This is a genomic window from Micromonospora tarapacensis (assembly GCF_019697375.1).
Lineage (GTDB): Bacteria > Actinomycetota > Actinomycetes > Mycobacteriales > Micromonosporaceae > Micromonospora > Micromonospora tarapacensis.
Map to the genome: position 1 here is coordinate 2,668,548 of NZ_JAHCDI010000004.1, position 14,656 is coordinate 2,683,203.

The 14,656-nt window shown below is 71.2% G+C and carries 11 protein-coding genes; all 11 read right to left on the minus strand.

Going from position 1 to position 14,656, the window contains the following annotated elements:
* Positions 1 to 131 precede the first annotated feature (131 nt).
* Genes KIF24_RS18070 through KIF24_RS18120 form a run of 11 tightly spaced genes read right to left on the minus strand, consistent with a single transcriptional unit; the run spans position 132 to position 14,612 of the window.
* Positions 132 to 2,105: a TOMM precursor leader peptide-binding protein gene (locus KIF24_RS18070; protein ID WP_221085059.1), complete on the minus strand. Its 1,974-nt coding sequence runs from the start codon at positions 2,103 to 2,105 to the stop codon at positions 132 to 134.
* Entirely contained in the window at positions 2,102 to 2,857 is a 756-nt protein-coding gene (locus KIF24_RS18075; protein WP_221085060.1) for an ABC transporter permease, read from the minus strand. The genes KIF24_RS18070 and KIF24_RS18075 overlap by 4 nt, the downstream gene beginning before the upstream one ends.
* Positions 2,854 to 3,822 carry an ABC transporter ATP-binding protein gene (locus KIF24_RS18080; protein WP_221085061.1) on the minus strand — a complete coding sequence of 323 codons (969 nt, stop codon included), beginning with the start codon at positions 3,820 to 3,822 and terminating at the stop codon, positions 2,854 to 2,856. Before KIF24_RS18080 ends, KIF24_RS18075 begins: the two co-directional genes overlap by 4 nt.
* The gene (locus KIF24_RS18085) at positions 3,819 to 4,604 is read right to left on the minus strand and encodes a hypothetical protein (protein ID WP_221085062.1); all 786 of its coding nucleotides are present in this window, start codon (positions 4,602 to 4,604) and stop codon (positions 3,819 to 3,821) included. Before KIF24_RS18085 ends, KIF24_RS18080 begins: the two co-directional genes overlap by 4 nt.
* On the minus strand, positions 4,604 to 5,053 hold the full coding sequence (locus tag KIF24_RS18090) for a hypothetical protein (protein ID WP_221085063.1): 450 nt from the start codon (positions 5,051 to 5,053) through the stop codon (positions 4,604 to 4,606). Before KIF24_RS18090 ends, KIF24_RS18085 begins: the two co-directional genes overlap by 1 nt.
* Complete coding sequence (locus tag KIF24_RS18095) at positions 5,050 to 6,108, minus strand: thiopeptide-type bacteriocin biosynthesis protein (protein ID WP_221085064.1); 1,059 nt, start codon at positions 6,106 to 6,108, stop codon at positions 5,050 to 5,052. The genes KIF24_RS18090 and KIF24_RS18095 overlap by 4 nt, the downstream gene beginning before the upstream one ends.
* Positions 6,105 to 7,139: a lantibiotic dehydratase gene (locus KIF24_RS18100; protein WP_221085065.1), complete on the minus strand. Its 1,035-nt coding sequence runs from the start codon at positions 7,137 to 7,139 to the stop codon at positions 6,105 to 6,107. Before KIF24_RS18100 ends, KIF24_RS18095 begins: the two co-directional genes overlap by 4 nt.
* Entirely contained in the window at positions 7,094 to 8,884 is a 1,791-nt protein-coding gene (locus KIF24_RS18105; RefSeq protein WP_221085066.1) for a lantibiotic dehydratase, read from the minus strand. The genes KIF24_RS18100 and KIF24_RS18105 overlap by 46 nt, the downstream gene beginning before the upstream one ends.
* A 25-nt stretch (positions 8,885 to 8,909) precedes the next feature.
* On the minus strand, positions 8,910 to 10,490 hold the full coding sequence (locus KIF24_RS18110; protein ID WP_221085067.1) for a SagB family peptide dehydrogenase: 1,581 nt from the start codon (positions 10,488 to 10,490) through the stop codon (positions 8,910 to 8,912).
* A gap of 35 nt (positions 10,491 to 10,525) precedes the next feature.
* Positions 10,526 to 12,442, minus strand: a complete 1,917-nt coding sequence (locus KIF24_RS18115; protein WP_221085068.1) for a TOMM precursor leader peptide-binding protein — start codon at positions 12,440 to 12,442, stop codon at positions 10,526 to 10,528.
* Complete coding sequence (locus KIF24_RS18120) at positions 12,432 to 14,612, minus strand: TOMM precursor leader peptide-binding protein (RefSeq protein ID WP_221085069.1); 2,181 nt, start codon at positions 14,610 to 14,612, stop codon at positions 12,432 to 12,434. Before KIF24_RS18120 ends, KIF24_RS18115 begins: the two co-directional genes overlap by 11 nt.
* Positions 14,613 to 14,656 lie beyond the last annotated feature (44 nt).

Consider the following 14,656-nt stretch of genomic DNA (forward strand, 5'->3'; position numbering starts at 1 on the left):
CCCGCTTGGACGAAGACGTCCAAGCGGGCCGTTCGGTTTGTCAGACACAGCGGTAACAAGACCGGTGACACGACACAGCGTGGCGCCCCGCCGGAAGGGGACCAGCGGGGCGCCACACGTCGTACGGCAGCTCAGGGGAACGGGTGCGGGACGGTCCGAATGTCCTGGTCGGCCAAGTCGCTTGTGCGCAGGCCGGCCCGCCGCGGCGCGGTGCGCAGCCGAGGCATCTGCAGGGCCCGTTGCCTGGTCCAGCCGAAGTCGATCGGCAGCAGGCCGGGGACGATCGTCGACACCGTGTGCAGGCCCATCCGGCGCTGTTCCGGGGTGGTCTGGTCGACCACGATCACGTCGTATCCGGCCCGTTCCAGCTCGTGCTGGCAGGCACGGAGGTCGAGCAGGAGGTCTCGGGAGTCCGGGTCGCCGGGGGGACGGATGTCCTGGATCGCGCAGTGGCCGGCCGGTTCGAGGTAGTTGCAAGCGTGTTCGGTCATCCGTGGCAGGCCGAACAGTTGGGGGTGGTCGCCCAGGTTGGCGCAGAGGGTGTAGTCGTCCGCCATGGCGTCGAGCTCGCCCCAGCGCTCGTTGACCTGCCGGGACAGGTGGGGAATGTAGGTGAGCACCTCCGATAGCGCACCCTCGACGGCCGTCTCCGGGTTGAGGCTGGCGCCGGCGGCGAAGGAGAGGGCGCCCGCGCCGCCGTCGCGGCGGACCGCGAGGCCGGTGACGACGGGTACGGCCAGGTCGACGCGGCTGTCGAAGGCGTGCACGTCGTACCCGCGGAAGGCCGCTCGGTCCACCATGGCGCGGACGGCGGGGCTGCGGCACGAGTCGAGGTCGATCTCGGTGAGCGCCAGGTTGCCGTACCAGCCGAGCAGGAAAGCGTCGCGTTCGATGAGTTCGAGCAGACCGAAGAGGATCGCCTCCTCCAGGCAGCTGCCGATCGCGCAGCCGTTGGAGGATTCGTAGACGAAGTTGTCGGCGGCCTGCCCGGAGGCGTAGTACGTGAGGCGGGCTGGCACGAGCACGGGCCGGTTGTCACGCAGGGAGTAACCCCACACCCACGGGATCGGTCGGTCCGGGGCGAACGGTTCGACCATCGGGTCGGTCCGGTACGTCTGCGCCGAGTACTCCCCGCAGCTACGCGGGTCGAGCGCGGTGTCCCCGAGGTCGGTGTACGCGGCGACGATCGGGTCGGCCCGGCGTCGCTGGTGGGTGCCGGCGTACCGTTCGAGCCCCTCCAGATACGCGAGGTCCTTGCTGGTGCGGAAGGAGCTGGCCTGCCCACTCCAGCTGAAGTTGACGAGCCCGGCGTACCCGCGGATGAAGACGCTGCCGGTGACCGGGGAGGTGGTGGGCGAGGTGACGTCGAGCCAGGTTCCGGCGCCCAGGCTGCCGCAGACCGGGTTGGCCATCGCCCCGGTGGCCAGCGGGTATGACGTTGTCGAGGTGAGCCGGTAGCTCTCCGGGTCCGGCTTGGGGCGGGACACCAGGTCGAGGGTGGCAAGTTGCGGGGTGGCCTCTTCCAGCGGCGCGCAGTTGGGGCAGAGCGGATCGGTGAGCAGCGGGAAGGTCAGCACGTGCAGCGTCTGGAGGTCGATCCGGGTGACCTGTGGCAAGCTGAGGTCGGCAGTGGCGTGCCAGCCGCCGGCGGCCCGCCGGCCGACGGCCCCGGATCGGCCGAGGACGGCCGCCTGGTACACCGACCAGACGGCGTCCACGACGTAGTCCGGGACGACCGGCCAGGTGCCGGCCGGGATGACGGTCCGGCCGTGTTCGAGGGCCTCTCGTTCCGATCTGGTCCGCAATCGCTGCCACCGCATCGCAAGGCACTGGCCGCAGGCCTGGGCGTCGGAGACGCCACCCCACGGGCCGATGAGTACGGCCTGGGCGCTGAGATGCACGTCCGCGACGCCGCGTACGGGTGCGAGGCGGGTGGCGGGCGCACCGAACACGTCGATCGCGCCGACGGTCTGCACCGCCGGGCCGGGGCCGTTTGAGGCGTCCCCGACGTCACGCCGGAACCGGTCGGTGAGCGCTTGCTGCAGGGTCAGCCGGGCGAACTCCAACGGGATGGGGCGAGTGTCGGCTCGCGTCGTCGTGCTCACGAGTTGTTGCTCCAGCGAAAGGTCCTCACCGCGAGGCAGCCGAAGACGACGGTGAACCCGGCCAGGGCCGCGCTGCTCAGGCCGATGGTCGCGAGGTCGCCGCTGCCGGTGAGGGCGGTCGAGATGCCGTCGTTCATGTAGCGCAGCGGCAGGGCTCGGGAGATGTTCTGCAGCCACGTGGGCATGAGATCGATCGGCAGGAACGAGCCCGACAGGAACGCCATCGGCACCATGATCGAGTTGGCGATGGCGGCGACGGCCTCGGGGGTGTTGGCGCGGGATCCGACGACGACGCCCATGGACAGGAACGCCGTGACACCGAGCAACAGCACGGGCAGGGCGAGCGGCCAACTGCCGGCGAGGCTGAGGCCGAACACCGGCAGCAGGGCCACGCCGACGAACAGCACGGCCTGCACCAGGCCGATCACCAGCGCGCCGGTGTATCGCGAGGCGAGCACCGTGGTCAGCGGTGTGGGCGTCATCCGGATCAGGCGCAGGATGTCGTCGTTGCGCCACTGCATGAGCGTGAACGCGATGCCGAAGAGGGCGGCGTTGCCGACGCCCCAGGAGAGCACGCCGGGTGCGATGTAGTCGATGTAGTTACGCCCGGAGCCCTCCACCTCCTGCCCCGCGAAGATCAGGCCGAAGACCACCAGGAAGAGCAGCGGGAAGGCGAAGGTGAAGAACACTGTGGTCTTGTCGCGTACGGATGCCTTGTAGTTGGCCGTGCCCAGCGCGGCGAATGCGATCATGAGCGCGTCTCCGATCCGGTGAGTTCCAGGTAGACGTCCTCGAGGGTGGCGGTGCGGGTCTGCACCTCGTCGAGGCCGATGAGGTCGCCGACGGCCGCCAGGGTGGCGCCGGCCGTGCTGGTCTCCAGCACCACGGAGCCCCCCTCGACGGTGACCCGGATGACGCCGGGAAGAGCCCCGGCCTGGTCGGTGGAGAGCTGGCCGACCGGCACCATGACGCGGGTGGGTACGTGCGCCGCGCCGACGAGCCGGTGCGGGGTGTCGAGCGCGATGACGGCGCCGGAGACGACGATGGCGACGCGATCGCAGAGCGCCTCGGCCTCGTCGAGGTGGTGGGTGGTGTAGACGATCGTGCGGCCCTGCGCCTTCAGCTCGCGCAGCACCTGCCACAGGTCGCGGCGAGCCTGCGTGTCGAGCGCCGCGGTGGGCTCGTCGAGGAAGACCAGCTCCGGCTCGTGGATGAGGGCGCCGGCGATGGCGAGCCGCTGCCGCTGACCGCCGGAGAGATCCCCGACCCGCTTGTCCGCCTCCCCCCTCAGCCCGACCAGCTTCAGGGCGGGGCCGGCCGCCGTGGCCGGCAGTCCGTACAGGGCTGCCACCGTCGCAAGGTGCTCGCGGGCCGTCAGCCGGGCGAAGAACGCGCTCTTCTGCGTCTGCAACCCGAGGCGGGGCAGCAGTGCCACGTTGCGGGGCCACGGGGGCATCCCGAGCACCTCGATGGTGCCGGCGTCCGCCTGGCGCAGGCCCTCCATGATCTCGATCAGGGTCGTCTTGCCGGCGCCGTTGGGGCCGAGGATGCCGAAGAACTCTCCCCGTCGGATGGTCAGCGAGATGCCGTCGACGGCCTGCACGTCGCCGTAGCGCTTCCGGACGCTGTCCAACACGACGGCCGACTCCGTGCCTGCCTCCACGATGGATTCCTCACTGCTCAGTGTCGACGATTCGAAGGCGTGCGTCGTGGTCATTTCTGGACCTCTCCTCTGCGGCCGTCGGCCGGCTTGCGGGTCCCCGTGAACGACGTGCGAGGCACCACGAAGACCATCCCGATCAGTACGGCCAGTCCGGCCGAGATGGCCCCGGCGACCGGCCCGAAGTGGGCGGTGGCAACACGTTGCGCGACCAACGCGACGATCGTCACGATGCTCACGACCAGAGCCGTCCCGCCCAGGGCGTACGCGCAATAGGCGATCCGGGCGGCCCGGGGGTATCCCGCCAGGCCCGGGCCGCGGCCGACCATGCCGGCCAGCGCCCGGCCGGCGAAGCGCCGGCTGCCACTGGCGTAACGCAGCATGCCCAGCGAGTGGGCGAGCATCTTGTAACCGTCCATCGGTGGCAGCGGCAGCAGGAACAGCGCGGCCTGGGCGAGCCCCAGCAGCAGGAACGCGCCGAGCAGCGCCCGGGCCGGTTCGCCCGCCGGCAGCAACAGCCAGGCCGGCAGCACCGGCAGCAGCAACAGCAGGTTCACCAGAATGCCGGCCGACGCGGTCGTCACCTGCTGCCGGCGGGTTCGCAGGAACAGGTAGTCGTCGACTCGGCAGTACATGACGACCATGGGCAGCTGCCAGCGGATCCCGATCTCGCCAACCGTGCCGCCGAAGTGGTGCGCCACCACGCCGTGCCCAAGCTCGTGCAGGCCCATGGTGACCCACAGCGCGGTGGCGACCGCCATCAGCGCGAACGGGTCGTCGAGCACCCGGGCGGTGTCGGCGACCAGAGCCGGCCCGTGCCACATCACAGCGGCCAGCATCAGCAGAATCGCCGCGCACGCGGGGACGAGGAATCCGCCCCGGAATGTGAACCCGAAGAAGCGGTGCAGGCTGGCCGTGGTGGCCGTGGCGTCACTGACCAGCCGCAGCGAGCCGCCGAGGAGTTTGCGCCGGGCCGCCGGCGGCGGATCGACCGCCGGCGCCGGGCACCCTCGATGAGGCCCCGGGCGGCCAGCAGCCCGAGCAGCTGCTGCCAGGCGGCCGACCCGAGCGAACGACCGAAGGTGCGGCCGTACGCCTCAGCGATCTCCTCACGCGACGTCACCCCGTCGAGCCGAACGAGGACGAAGTGCTCCTTCACCCCGATCTCGAACGTCTTGTCCGCAGCCGGATCCCGCACCAGGTGCACCGACGTAGCGTCACGCAGGTACCGCCCGCTGATCTGGATGTCGGCGCGCACCGCCGGCCCGGCGGCGACGGCGGTGGTCATGCCCGCTCGCCATGCTCGCGCAGCGCCCGGCCCAGCATGTACGACAGGTACGCCTCGTCGGTGATCGTGACGTGCAGCCGGTTGTTGGTCATGTGCATGTACGGCGACAGCAGCAGCGGCAGCGAGGTCTGCGGGTCGGTGGGGATCTCGTCGCGGGTGTCGTCCCAGGAACGGAACACGAGCTGCCCGCGCTCGGTCAGCTCGGCGGCCCGACGGCGCAGCTCAAGGCAGTGTTCGGCCCAGCCGCGCAGCAGCCCGGGTAGGTCTTGGCCCCCGGTGGTCCGCAGCGAATGCCGGATCTCGGCGAAACGCCGGCCGATCTCGGCGCCCGTCGCGGCGTACTGCTGCTGGTATTCGTCGTCGCCCGCGTAGTTGGTGTCCGGGAACGCGCTGCGCCAGAACTTGTGGTAACGGTTCAGATAGTCGACGAGGTCGTCGGTGTCCGGCAGGAAGCACGCCGACATCACCATCATCAGCTGCGCCGACGTGCCGAGCAGCACGGTGCGCAGGTGCAGATTCTTCGTGCGGATGGCGTCGACGACCATCTCGCTCGAGTGCGCGAAGTGCCACTCGGCGAGTTCGATCCCGGCTGCGCCGCCGTACTTGCCGTACTCCGGCTCGTACGCCTCGTAGCTGTAGGTGTTGTTCTCGCGCAGGTTCATCCGGCCGTCGCCACGCAGGTAGCTGGATTTCTCGTCGGCGGAGAACTCCATGTCGAACAGGGAGTTGTAGAAGTCCTCCAGGAACCCGGCGTCGACCTGGTACAGCGCCGGCCGGACCCGCAGGTACTCGGTAATGGCCGCCTCCGCTCGCCGCTTCACCTCGGCGGTGGCGGCCACGGTCACCGGCTTGAGCCGCAGCCGTACGTGCGGACCCTCCAGCCAGTAGTTGATGAAGAAGTGGCCGGCGATCAGCCCGTCGGCCTGGAGCCCGCCGATCAGCGGACGCACGCACTGCACGAGCAGCGGCTGCGGGTTGGCCGCGTAGTAGATGTGGATGGCCTGCCACTCGCCGGCTGCCACGTCCGTCACGGGGTCGATGAGGGTCTGCGTCATGGCTGCCCGTCCTGTCGCGTCGCGGGGGGAAGGATCGAAGGGGAACGGAGGGTCTCGACGGCCAGCTCGGCGACGTGTTCGCCGCGGCTGGACCGCACGTGCAGCGCGTCCTCGTCGGGCAGCATCTCCCGGAACACCACCCGCGCTCCCGGGCTCTGCAGCAGTCCGTCGAGGGCGTACAGGGAGAGGTAACTGGTGAAGTCCACGTACTGCGGCTTGCCGCTGCGCGATCGGCCGTCCCCGGCGGTCTCGGTGACCGTGGCGAACGTGCGGTCCGGCAGGCCGTGCGTCCGCCGCCAGCGCTGCCAGGCCAGGAACCAGTCCTCGTCGGCGACCTGCGGCGACAGCCGAGGCAGGTCCTGGCCGGCGACGGTCCAGGCCCGACGGCTCAACACCAGGTTGCGATGGCGCACCCGTGGCCGGTGCCGCACCCCGTCGCGCGGCTCCGCCTCGGGCACTCCGCCCCACAGGTTCACCGGGGCCAGCGCCGTCGGCGACAGCAGCAGCAGGGTCCGGGGGATCTCCGGAAGCGCCAGCGGCACCAGGTAGCCGAGGTAGACCGGGATGACCTCACGGCCCAGCCGGTGTGACCGCAGCACCAGGCGTTCCTCGGCCACGTCGTGCTCCAGGTAGAGATCGTCGAGGTGGAGTTGGTCCTCGGCCGGCACGGAGCTGGTCTCGCCCGGGCAGACGATCTGGTAGCGGGTCAGCCGACCGTGCAGGTTGAGGTTGGTGACCACCGCGCCACCGGTGATCTCCGCGAGGACCGCGCCGTCCGGTTCGATCTCCCCCGCCTGCCGCAGCAGCTGTTGCGCCAGCCCGTCCGGCTCCAGCTCGTCCGGCGGGGCGTCGAAGCAGTGCGTGAAACGGCTGAACGGGAAGGACAACCCGCCGTACGACTGGTTCAGGACCGCGACCGGGTCATCGGGCCGGTCCGCGAGCTGGACGAAGTGGCTCTGCGGGGCGAACCGGGTGGTCACCGGGGTCAGGTGCGCGGCGACGGCGTCGATCGTCGCCTCGTCGAGCCGCACCTCCCCGCGTCCGCGGCCCCGGCCCAGACCGCGCGCATCCGGACGACCAGCTCGCGGCGGGCGTCGTCGAGGGCCGTGATGCTGGGCAACCGCAGCCAGTTCACCTCCGGGACGTACTCGCCGTCCACGAACGACTTCGGGCGCCCGTTGAACGACAGGTACTGGTCGAAGAAGTCCTCGTGGAAGTCGTGCACCAACTTCAACAGGTCATCGCAGCGCCCGCCGCGGCCGTACCGGGCCAGGAAGTACCCGTTGAACGTGATGCGCTGGGGCAGGGTCACGTCGAAGGCCGGCAGGATCCGTTCCACCGACCGCAGCGAGTCCGCGAGCAGCCCGGACCACGCCTGCCGGTCGAGCACGAGGTCGTCGACGCCGGCTCGGACGTCCTCGAACAGCAGTGTCCGGGGCAGCGTCGCGGCCTCGTCACCGAGGCTGGTCTGCAGCTCGTGCAGACTGGCGCGCAGCCGCCCGAGCAGCTCCCGCCGCTCGGCGTGACCCGCGAGCGCGTACCTGTCGACGTACGAGATCGGCTCGGTCAGCCCGTCGGCCAGCTCGTCCGCCCAGGGGCGTTCGATCGCCCGCAGGGCCTCCTGGAAATCGCGCAGCGGGTCACGGCTGTGTACGTCCGTCAGCAGCAACGGGAACTGCAGCATGCCGAGTTGCAGGAGCGCGGCGAGGTACCTGTCGCACTCGTCGGCGCTCGCCCGCTCGGTGGCCCCGAGCCACTCGGTGAGCTGCCCGAACGACAGGCCCGGGGTGCTCTCCATCATCCGCAGCATGCGTTCGAGAACGCCCGTACGCTGCAGGAAGTAGAGCCGGTCGGAGGCCGCGTCGAAGGTCACCGCGGCGTTGTCGTCGCCCGTAGTGACCCAGCGGCGGACGAACCGCACGCGGTCTTCGTCGTTGCGCCATCCGGTGGCCGCCTGGACCGGCAGGTCGGCGCGACGCTGCGGGTCGGCCAGGACGAGTTCGGCGAGCCGACCCAGCACGACCACGTTCAGCCGGGGATGGCTGGACCAGTCGTCGGCCACGGCCACCCGGTGCCCGGCGTCGGCGGCCTCGGCGAGCTGACCCACCCCGACCGCGGTGAACGTGCTGAACGGGCTCGGCTTGCACGCGGTCCGGTACAGGTAGGACAGCACCGAGCGGGTGATCCGCCGCTCCTTCTTGCCGGGTCGGTCGGCGCGGCCGTCGATGAACGCGTCGAGCTGCGAATCCAGCGACGGCGAGGCGAGCAGCACACCTCGGCGCAGCCGGTCCTCGGCGGCCAGTTGGCGCAGCCGTCCGGTCGTGTCAGACACCTCCGTGCCGACGACTCGCCCACCTTCGGCGCGCAGGTCGTCGAACCTGCGCCGAGCCGCCAGCCAACTGGTGAGTTGCTCGGCGGTGGCGGGGTTCAGCCCGGCCAGCAGGGTGACGGCGGCAGCCGCGTCCTGGGGCAGCCGGTTGTTGAACACCTGTCGGCGCAGCCGCAGCAGCTGCCGGCGGACCAGGTCGTCGTCGTTGTCGTTGACCATGCCGTGGAGCAGGTCGCTGAGGTGGCTCGCCGACTCGGCCAGCGACTCCTCCTCCTGCAGCATCTCCTCGGCCCAGCGGCAGCTGTCCGGGCAGCGGAGGGTGCCGACGGTGGCCAGGGGGAGACCCGCGACCCGGGCCATCAGGCGGCTTTGCAGGGTCCAGCTGGTCTCCGTCGGTCTGCCGGCGAAAACTGCCGGTTGGAGGTCGGGTTCGGTGGTCAGGGTCATCACGGACTCCGTTCGACTCGATTGATCAGGCGATGTCATAGCGAAAGTCCGCAGGACGGGCCCGTTCGTGGCCGAGCAGCATGATCAGCAGGGGCGCCTCGCCGGTAGCGCCGAGGTCGAGCTCCTCGATGAAGGAGATGTTGTCGAAGCCGAGGGCCACGCCGCCGCCGACGTCCAGTGCCGACGCCGCGGTGTAGAAGTTCTGTGCGACGGCGCCGATCGTGGCGTTGACCAGGCGGTAGCCGCGATCCCCGACGGCATCGAGCACCGCTGTCGTACGCACGGTCGGCACGATCACCACGCCGGCCTGCTCCAGGTTGTAGTTGGACAGGAAGTAGTTGCGCTGCAGGAACGGCCCGGGCCGGCCCGCCTTGACCAGGTACAGGGCGTGTCCGTCCGGGTCGTACTCGTACGCCCCCGGGGGCACGCCGTCGACGTGGTTGACGAAGGCGTAGAGCTTCGCCAGTCGGGCTGCTCCGGCCCCGCTCGACGCATCGGTGAACGGCGTGCAAGCGCTCGCGGCCAGCCCGGTGCCGAGCTGCGCGGCGGTCAGTGGCACCTTCGCGTCGAAGCGGCCGAAGCTGCTGCGCCGACGGCGCAGCGCGGTGCGCACCGGAACATCGAGCGCGAGTGGGGGCGGCAGCTCGACCCGCGCGCGGCCCGGCTGCGGCGGATGGGCCGCCGCGGCCACCAGTTGCCCGGGTGCGGGTGCCACGGTCGCACCCTGCACCGTCCCGGCGTGAATCTTGGTCATCGTGTCGAAGGTCAGGACGGTCCGGGACCGCTCCTGGTCGCGGTGGCGCACCGACACCCGCGCCGGCGCGCTGCCGGGCCGTCGCGCCGAGTCCCAGGCCAGCGGTACGACGGCGAAGATGCCCTCTTCCTCGTTCGCCACGCCCAGCAGCTCGGCGATCCGCGGCTCGTCGAACCAGAGCTCCGGCTCCACCACGCGACCCCGGGCACCGGCCCACAGCCGCCAGGTCTGCACGATCGTGCCGATGTCCATGGTGACCGCGTGGAACGAGAAGCTGTTGTACTTGAAGGCGTTCTGCCAGTACTTGACGCCGAGTAGGAGGAACTGGTCGTCGTCCTGGCCCGCGCGGGCGCCGAGCGCCTCGCGGACGACAGGTGTCACGTCGCCGGTGAGCAGGCGCTGCATCGCATGGTGCTTCGTTGAATAGTGGTAGACGCCCGGCGGCATCGGGCCACTCGGCCCGCAGACCCAGTAGACGCTCACCGGGTAGAGGCCACCGCCCGACGCGGTGCCACGGTTCCAGTTCGCCGTGGTGTACGTCGGCAACGCACGCAGGTCGGTGTTGGCCTGGACGCCGAGGCGACGGCCGACCAACCCGTACGAATCGTGCAGCATCGCGCCGAGGAACGGCAGGTCGAAGGGGCGTGCCGCGTCCCGCTGCGCGCCGTCGAGCCCGTCCTGGACGGTGGCGTCCCCGGGTGGGCTCCCGTCGTGCAGGGGGAAGGTCTCGACGCCGGGGAAGTACTTCCCCTTGCGCGGCTGGTCGGGCCAGTTTGGGACGAATTCCTTCGGCTCCATCAGGACACGGCCGCGGTGCATGATGGCGGTCGCGTACTCATATGCGTAACCCATGTCGGTCCTTGTCTGTCGCGTGGTGGCTCGCGCACTCACGGGAACGGATGCGGGACGAGGTGCAGGTCCGCGACCTCGAGGTCGTGATCCCGCAGGCCGGCGGCGGCAGGTGCGGCGCGCATACGCGGCAGGTGCGGCGCGCGCTGCCGGTCCCAGCCGAAGTCGATCGGCAGGAGCCCGGGCGCCAGGACGCTCACCGTGTGCAGGCCCAGGTCCCGCTGCTCGGGCAGCGTCTGGTCGACCACCACCACGTCGAAACCCTGCGCGGCGACGTCGGCCACGCAGCGCCGCAGGTCCACGGCGAGGTCGTCGGAGAGCAATTCGGCGCGGTCGGCGGCCGGGTAGACCTCGGACACGGCCCGGGACTCCCGAGGGGCCACGAAGAACGCCGCGTGCTCGGCCATCTCGGGCAGGCCGTACACGAGCGGGTGGTCGTGCAGCGCCTGGACGTTGGCGAAGTCGGCGACCATCGTCCGATAGCGCGCCTCCTCCCGCTCGGTGCGGCTGCGCAGGTTGACCGAATCGGTGGCGATCTCGCAGAGGGCCGCCGCCATCGCCGTCTCCGGGTCGAGGCTCGCGCCGGCCCCGAAGCAGATGGCGCCCAGGCCGCCGCCGATGCGGGTCGCCACCCCGACGACGACCGGGATGCCGAAGGTGATCCGGGCGTCGAAGAACCGGGCCCGGTATCCGCACATCTCCAGTCGGTCGACCATCCACCGGGTCTCGGTGCGGGCACTCGTCCGTGGGTCGATCTCCGGCAGGGTCTTCCGGCCGTACCAGGAGAGCAGGAACGCGTCGCGCTCGACGACCTCCATCAGGCCGTGGTAGATCGCCTCCTCGGCGCTGCCGCCCGACGCACAGCCGTTCGAACTCTCCTGCACGAACCGGTTCTCCAGCCCCGGCGCGTGGTAGTAGGCCAGGATCTCCGGCACCAGCACCGGCCGGTCGTCGCGCAGCGAGTGACCCCAGACCCACGGGATCGGCCGATCCGGCGCGAACGGTGTCACCCGTGGGTTCGCCGCGTAGAACGCGTCCGAGTAGAGACCGCAGACCCGCGGGTCGACCGCCGCGTCGCCGAGTTCGTCGTACGACGCCGACACCACGGTCCGTTTGGCCTTGGCGCGCATGCCGGCGATCCGTTCGAGCCCTTCCAGGACGCCGATCCGGGCGCTGCGGGCATAGCTCTCGGCGTGCCCACCCCAGTAGGTCTCCCGCAGGTAGCTGCCCGAACGCAGCAGGAATCCGCCGCTGACCGCCGAGGTGGAGGGCGACACCGGGTCGTAGGCGACCAGGGGACCGACCGGCCCGCACAGCGGGTTCGCGAACGCCTCCACCGTGAACGGGTAGTCGTCGACCGACCGCAGCCGAAACGAGTCGGGCGCTGACTTACGGGTGCTCCCGATGGTCGGGCGAGCGGCCTCCGGGGTGTCCGGCACGCTGCGGCCGCAGGACGGGCACTCGGCGTCCGGCACCACCGGGTAGCGGCGTACCGCCAGCACGGTGAGGTCGACCACGTACACCGCGGCGTACGCGTCCCGGGCCGTCGTCGGGCCGGCCGCACGATCGAGATGCGCGTCGACGAGCGCCGCGATGGCGTCGCCGTTGAAGGCCAACCGGAATGGTGACGGCCCGGCCTGCCGGGTCGGGCCGCCCAACTCCAGGGCGTCACGCAGGGAGCGCTGCCGAACCGCCTGCCACCGCCGGGCCAGGCACCGGGGGCACGCCGGGTGTTCGGCGTTGCCCTCGAACGGCCCGACGAGGGCGTACTGGCCGTACAGGTGCACGGTCACCGACGCCGCTTCCGGGCCGTTCGACACGGCCAGTTCATCGCGTACGCCGAGCGGCGCGACCGAGACCGTCAGGTCCCCGCCGAGTCGCCTGCGCAGCCACTTTTCGAGCTCGGCGCAGTCGAGCGCCCAGTGCTCCGGGGAGGCGACGAGGTCAGGCCGCATGGACCGAACCGCCCGTCAACACGATCCGGGCCGTGTGGAGGCCACCGGCGAGCAGGTCCGGCGGGGTGGTGCGGATCAGCAGCACGTCGCCGCCCGCGTTGCGGACCCCGTCGAGCAGGTCGTCCCACGTGACGTCCGGTACGTCGGCCGGGGCGCCGGTCACCGCGAGCACGGCCGGGTCGAAATCGGCGACCAGGTCGTCTCCCGGGTCGACGTCGGCGTCGCGTTCCCGGCCCAGCTGCACCCGGCCGAGCAGGTCTCGCACGGCGGTCATCACGGCGGCGTTCCAGGTCAGCTCACTCCCGGCCGCCCACAGGACGCCCCCGGTCCGCGGGTCGGTGGCGTGGGCGATTGCCACGGGCGAGGTGCCGAACCGTCCGCCGCGCAGGTTCAGCACGGTGACATCCACCCCGGCGTTCGCCGCGGACCGGCGCAGGAAGACGATCTCCGGGTTGTCGATGTCGGAGAGCTGCGCCGGGGCCACCTCGGCGTGGCCACGGAGTGCGTCGATGATCCGGGTGTACGCGACGGCCGACAGCAAGCCCCGCGCGGCGGCTTCGGCTGGGGATGTCCCCGCCCCGGCACCCGCCGAGGTGGCGATGACCGGCCGGTGGGCGTTGTGCTCGCCGAACGGCCGGACCGCGGCGGCCGGCACTCCGATCTCCTCCTTCGTGAGCAGCGACGTCGCCGTCACGACCGGCCCGGTTGCGGGTGCCGTGCCGCTGGACGTGACGATCTCGGCGACCGGCACCGTCCGGTCCGGCGCGGCCTGTTCGGCGGGTAGGGGGACACCGTGGTCCACGTAGCTGACCGCGGCCGTGCGCAGGGCTGCGAGCCGGGCGCCGGCCAGGGTGTGCAGGTCGAACGTCGCCACCTCCCGGGTGCGCCCCGGGCCGGGCGAGAATCGCAGGGTGCTCACCTTCAGCGGGGTCTGGGTCCACTGCTCGTCGCTGAACTCGGCGAAGACGCCGACATGGGGGTGGATCAGCACCTCGCGGTTGGTCAACTCGGCCAGCAGCTCCGACGCCTCGACCTGCGCCTCGACGATCCGGGTCTGCCCGATGGCGAGGTCCGTCGTGACCGGCTCGTCGAGCACCGCGTCGCCGGAGCAGAACCCACAGGCCGGGTGCGGCAGCAGCGGCTCGGTGACCACGTCGAGCGACTCGAGGTCCTGGATGATGACGCTGCCGGCCGTCTCCGCCGGTAGGGCGCCGGTCAGGGTCCGGAACACCTCGTACCCGAGGAGGTTCCCGATCATCGCGGCGAGCGGCCGGCCCATCGCGGCGTCCCGGCGGGCCGTGGCGAGGGAGACGCCCTGCCACAGGTCGGCGGCGGCCGCCGGGTCGCCGTTGGCGGCGAGGCGCAGTGCGGCGCAGAGCCAGCAGCCGGTACTGCCGGCCGTCATGTGCGGGCCGATCACGGCACGCCGGCCGAACGTCCACGCGGTGAGCAGGTGACGCCCGGCCGGCACCCGCTCGCTCAGCAGGTCCAGCGTCTGTCGGGCGCCGGCGGACCCGCCGGTCACGACGACGACGTCGTACGCCGCGAGTTCGTCCCAGGTGTAGCGGGGGCCGGCTGCCGGGACGACCTCGATGTCGACCGGGCAGCCCTCGTCGGTGAGCGCCCGCACCTCGGCCCGCACCTCGGCGAGCCGGTTGTCGGGATGGTCCAGGCTCGGCATGATGCCGATGCCCGCCGACCCGTTGCGCACCAGACTTAGGACGCACCATCGTGCCACCAGGTCGTCGCCCAAGACCGCCACCCGGGCATCGCGGAACGTCATGAACCGGGCATCCGCGCCGTCGGCGTAGTGATCCACGTACGCGATCTGCGGCGCGAACCGCCCGGCGACCGCCACCTGTCCCACGCCGGTGGCCCGGGTTGCCAGCGGCACGTCGCGGGCGAAGCCACGCTCGTACAGCGTCCCGACCAGGTTGGCGACCATGGCCCGCTGCTCCGCGCCGAGCGCCGCGCCGAGGTCCGCCATCTGGTGGTCGCCGGTGAGGTACGGGACGATCAGGGTGGCCAGCCGGTACGCGCTCCGGCCGGTCAACTGGAAGCCGCCGAGGGAGTTGTGGAAGAGGACGCCGTCCGGCGTCTGGGTGTAGAGAACGTCCCGGCGGATGCGTGGCCGGGTCTGGGCGATGTCGTCGAAGGTCGCTGCGGCCATAGCGGAAGCACCTCTGTTTCTTGTGGATGACGGCAGACGCCGTC

Excerpts from the sequence above, each read along its gene's own strand:
- KIF24_RS18105 (WP_221085066.1), bottom strand. The coding sequence starts at position 8,884 with ATGACCCTGACCACCGAACCCGACCTCCAACCGGCAGTTTTCGCCGGC.
- KIF24_RS18080 (WP_221085061.1), bottom strand. The coding sequence starts at position 3,822 with ATGACCACGACGCACGCCTTCGAATCGTCGACACTGAGCAGTGAGGAA.
- KIF24_RS18085 (WP_221085062.1), bottom strand. The coding sequence starts at position 4,604 with ATGCTGGCCGCTGTGATGTGGCACGGGCCGGCTCTGGTCGCCGACACC.
- KIF24_RS18115 (WP_221085068.1), bottom strand. The coding sequence starts at position 12,442 with ATGCGGCCTGACCTCGTCGCCTCCCCGGAGCACTGGGCGCTCGACTGC.
- KIF24_RS18075 (WP_221085060.1), bottom strand. The coding sequence starts at position 2,857 with ATGATCGCATTCGCCGCGCTGGGCACGGCCAACTACAAGGCATCCGTA.
- KIF24_RS18095 (WP_221085064.1), bottom strand. The coding sequence starts at position 6,108 with ATGACGCAGACCCTCATCGACCCCGTGACGGACGTGGCAGCCGGCGAG.
- KIF24_RS18090 (WP_221085063.1), bottom strand. The coding sequence starts at position 5,053 with ATGACCACCGCCGTCGCCGCCGGGCCGGCGGTGCGCGCCGACATCCAG.
- KIF24_RS18120 (WP_221085069.1), bottom strand. The coding sequence starts at position 14,612 with ATGGCCGCAGCGACCTTCGACGACATCGCCCAGACCCGGCCACGCATC.
- KIF24_RS18110 (WP_221085067.1), bottom strand. The coding sequence starts at position 10,490 with ATGGGTTACGCATATGAGTACGCGACCGCCATCATGCACCGCGGCCGT.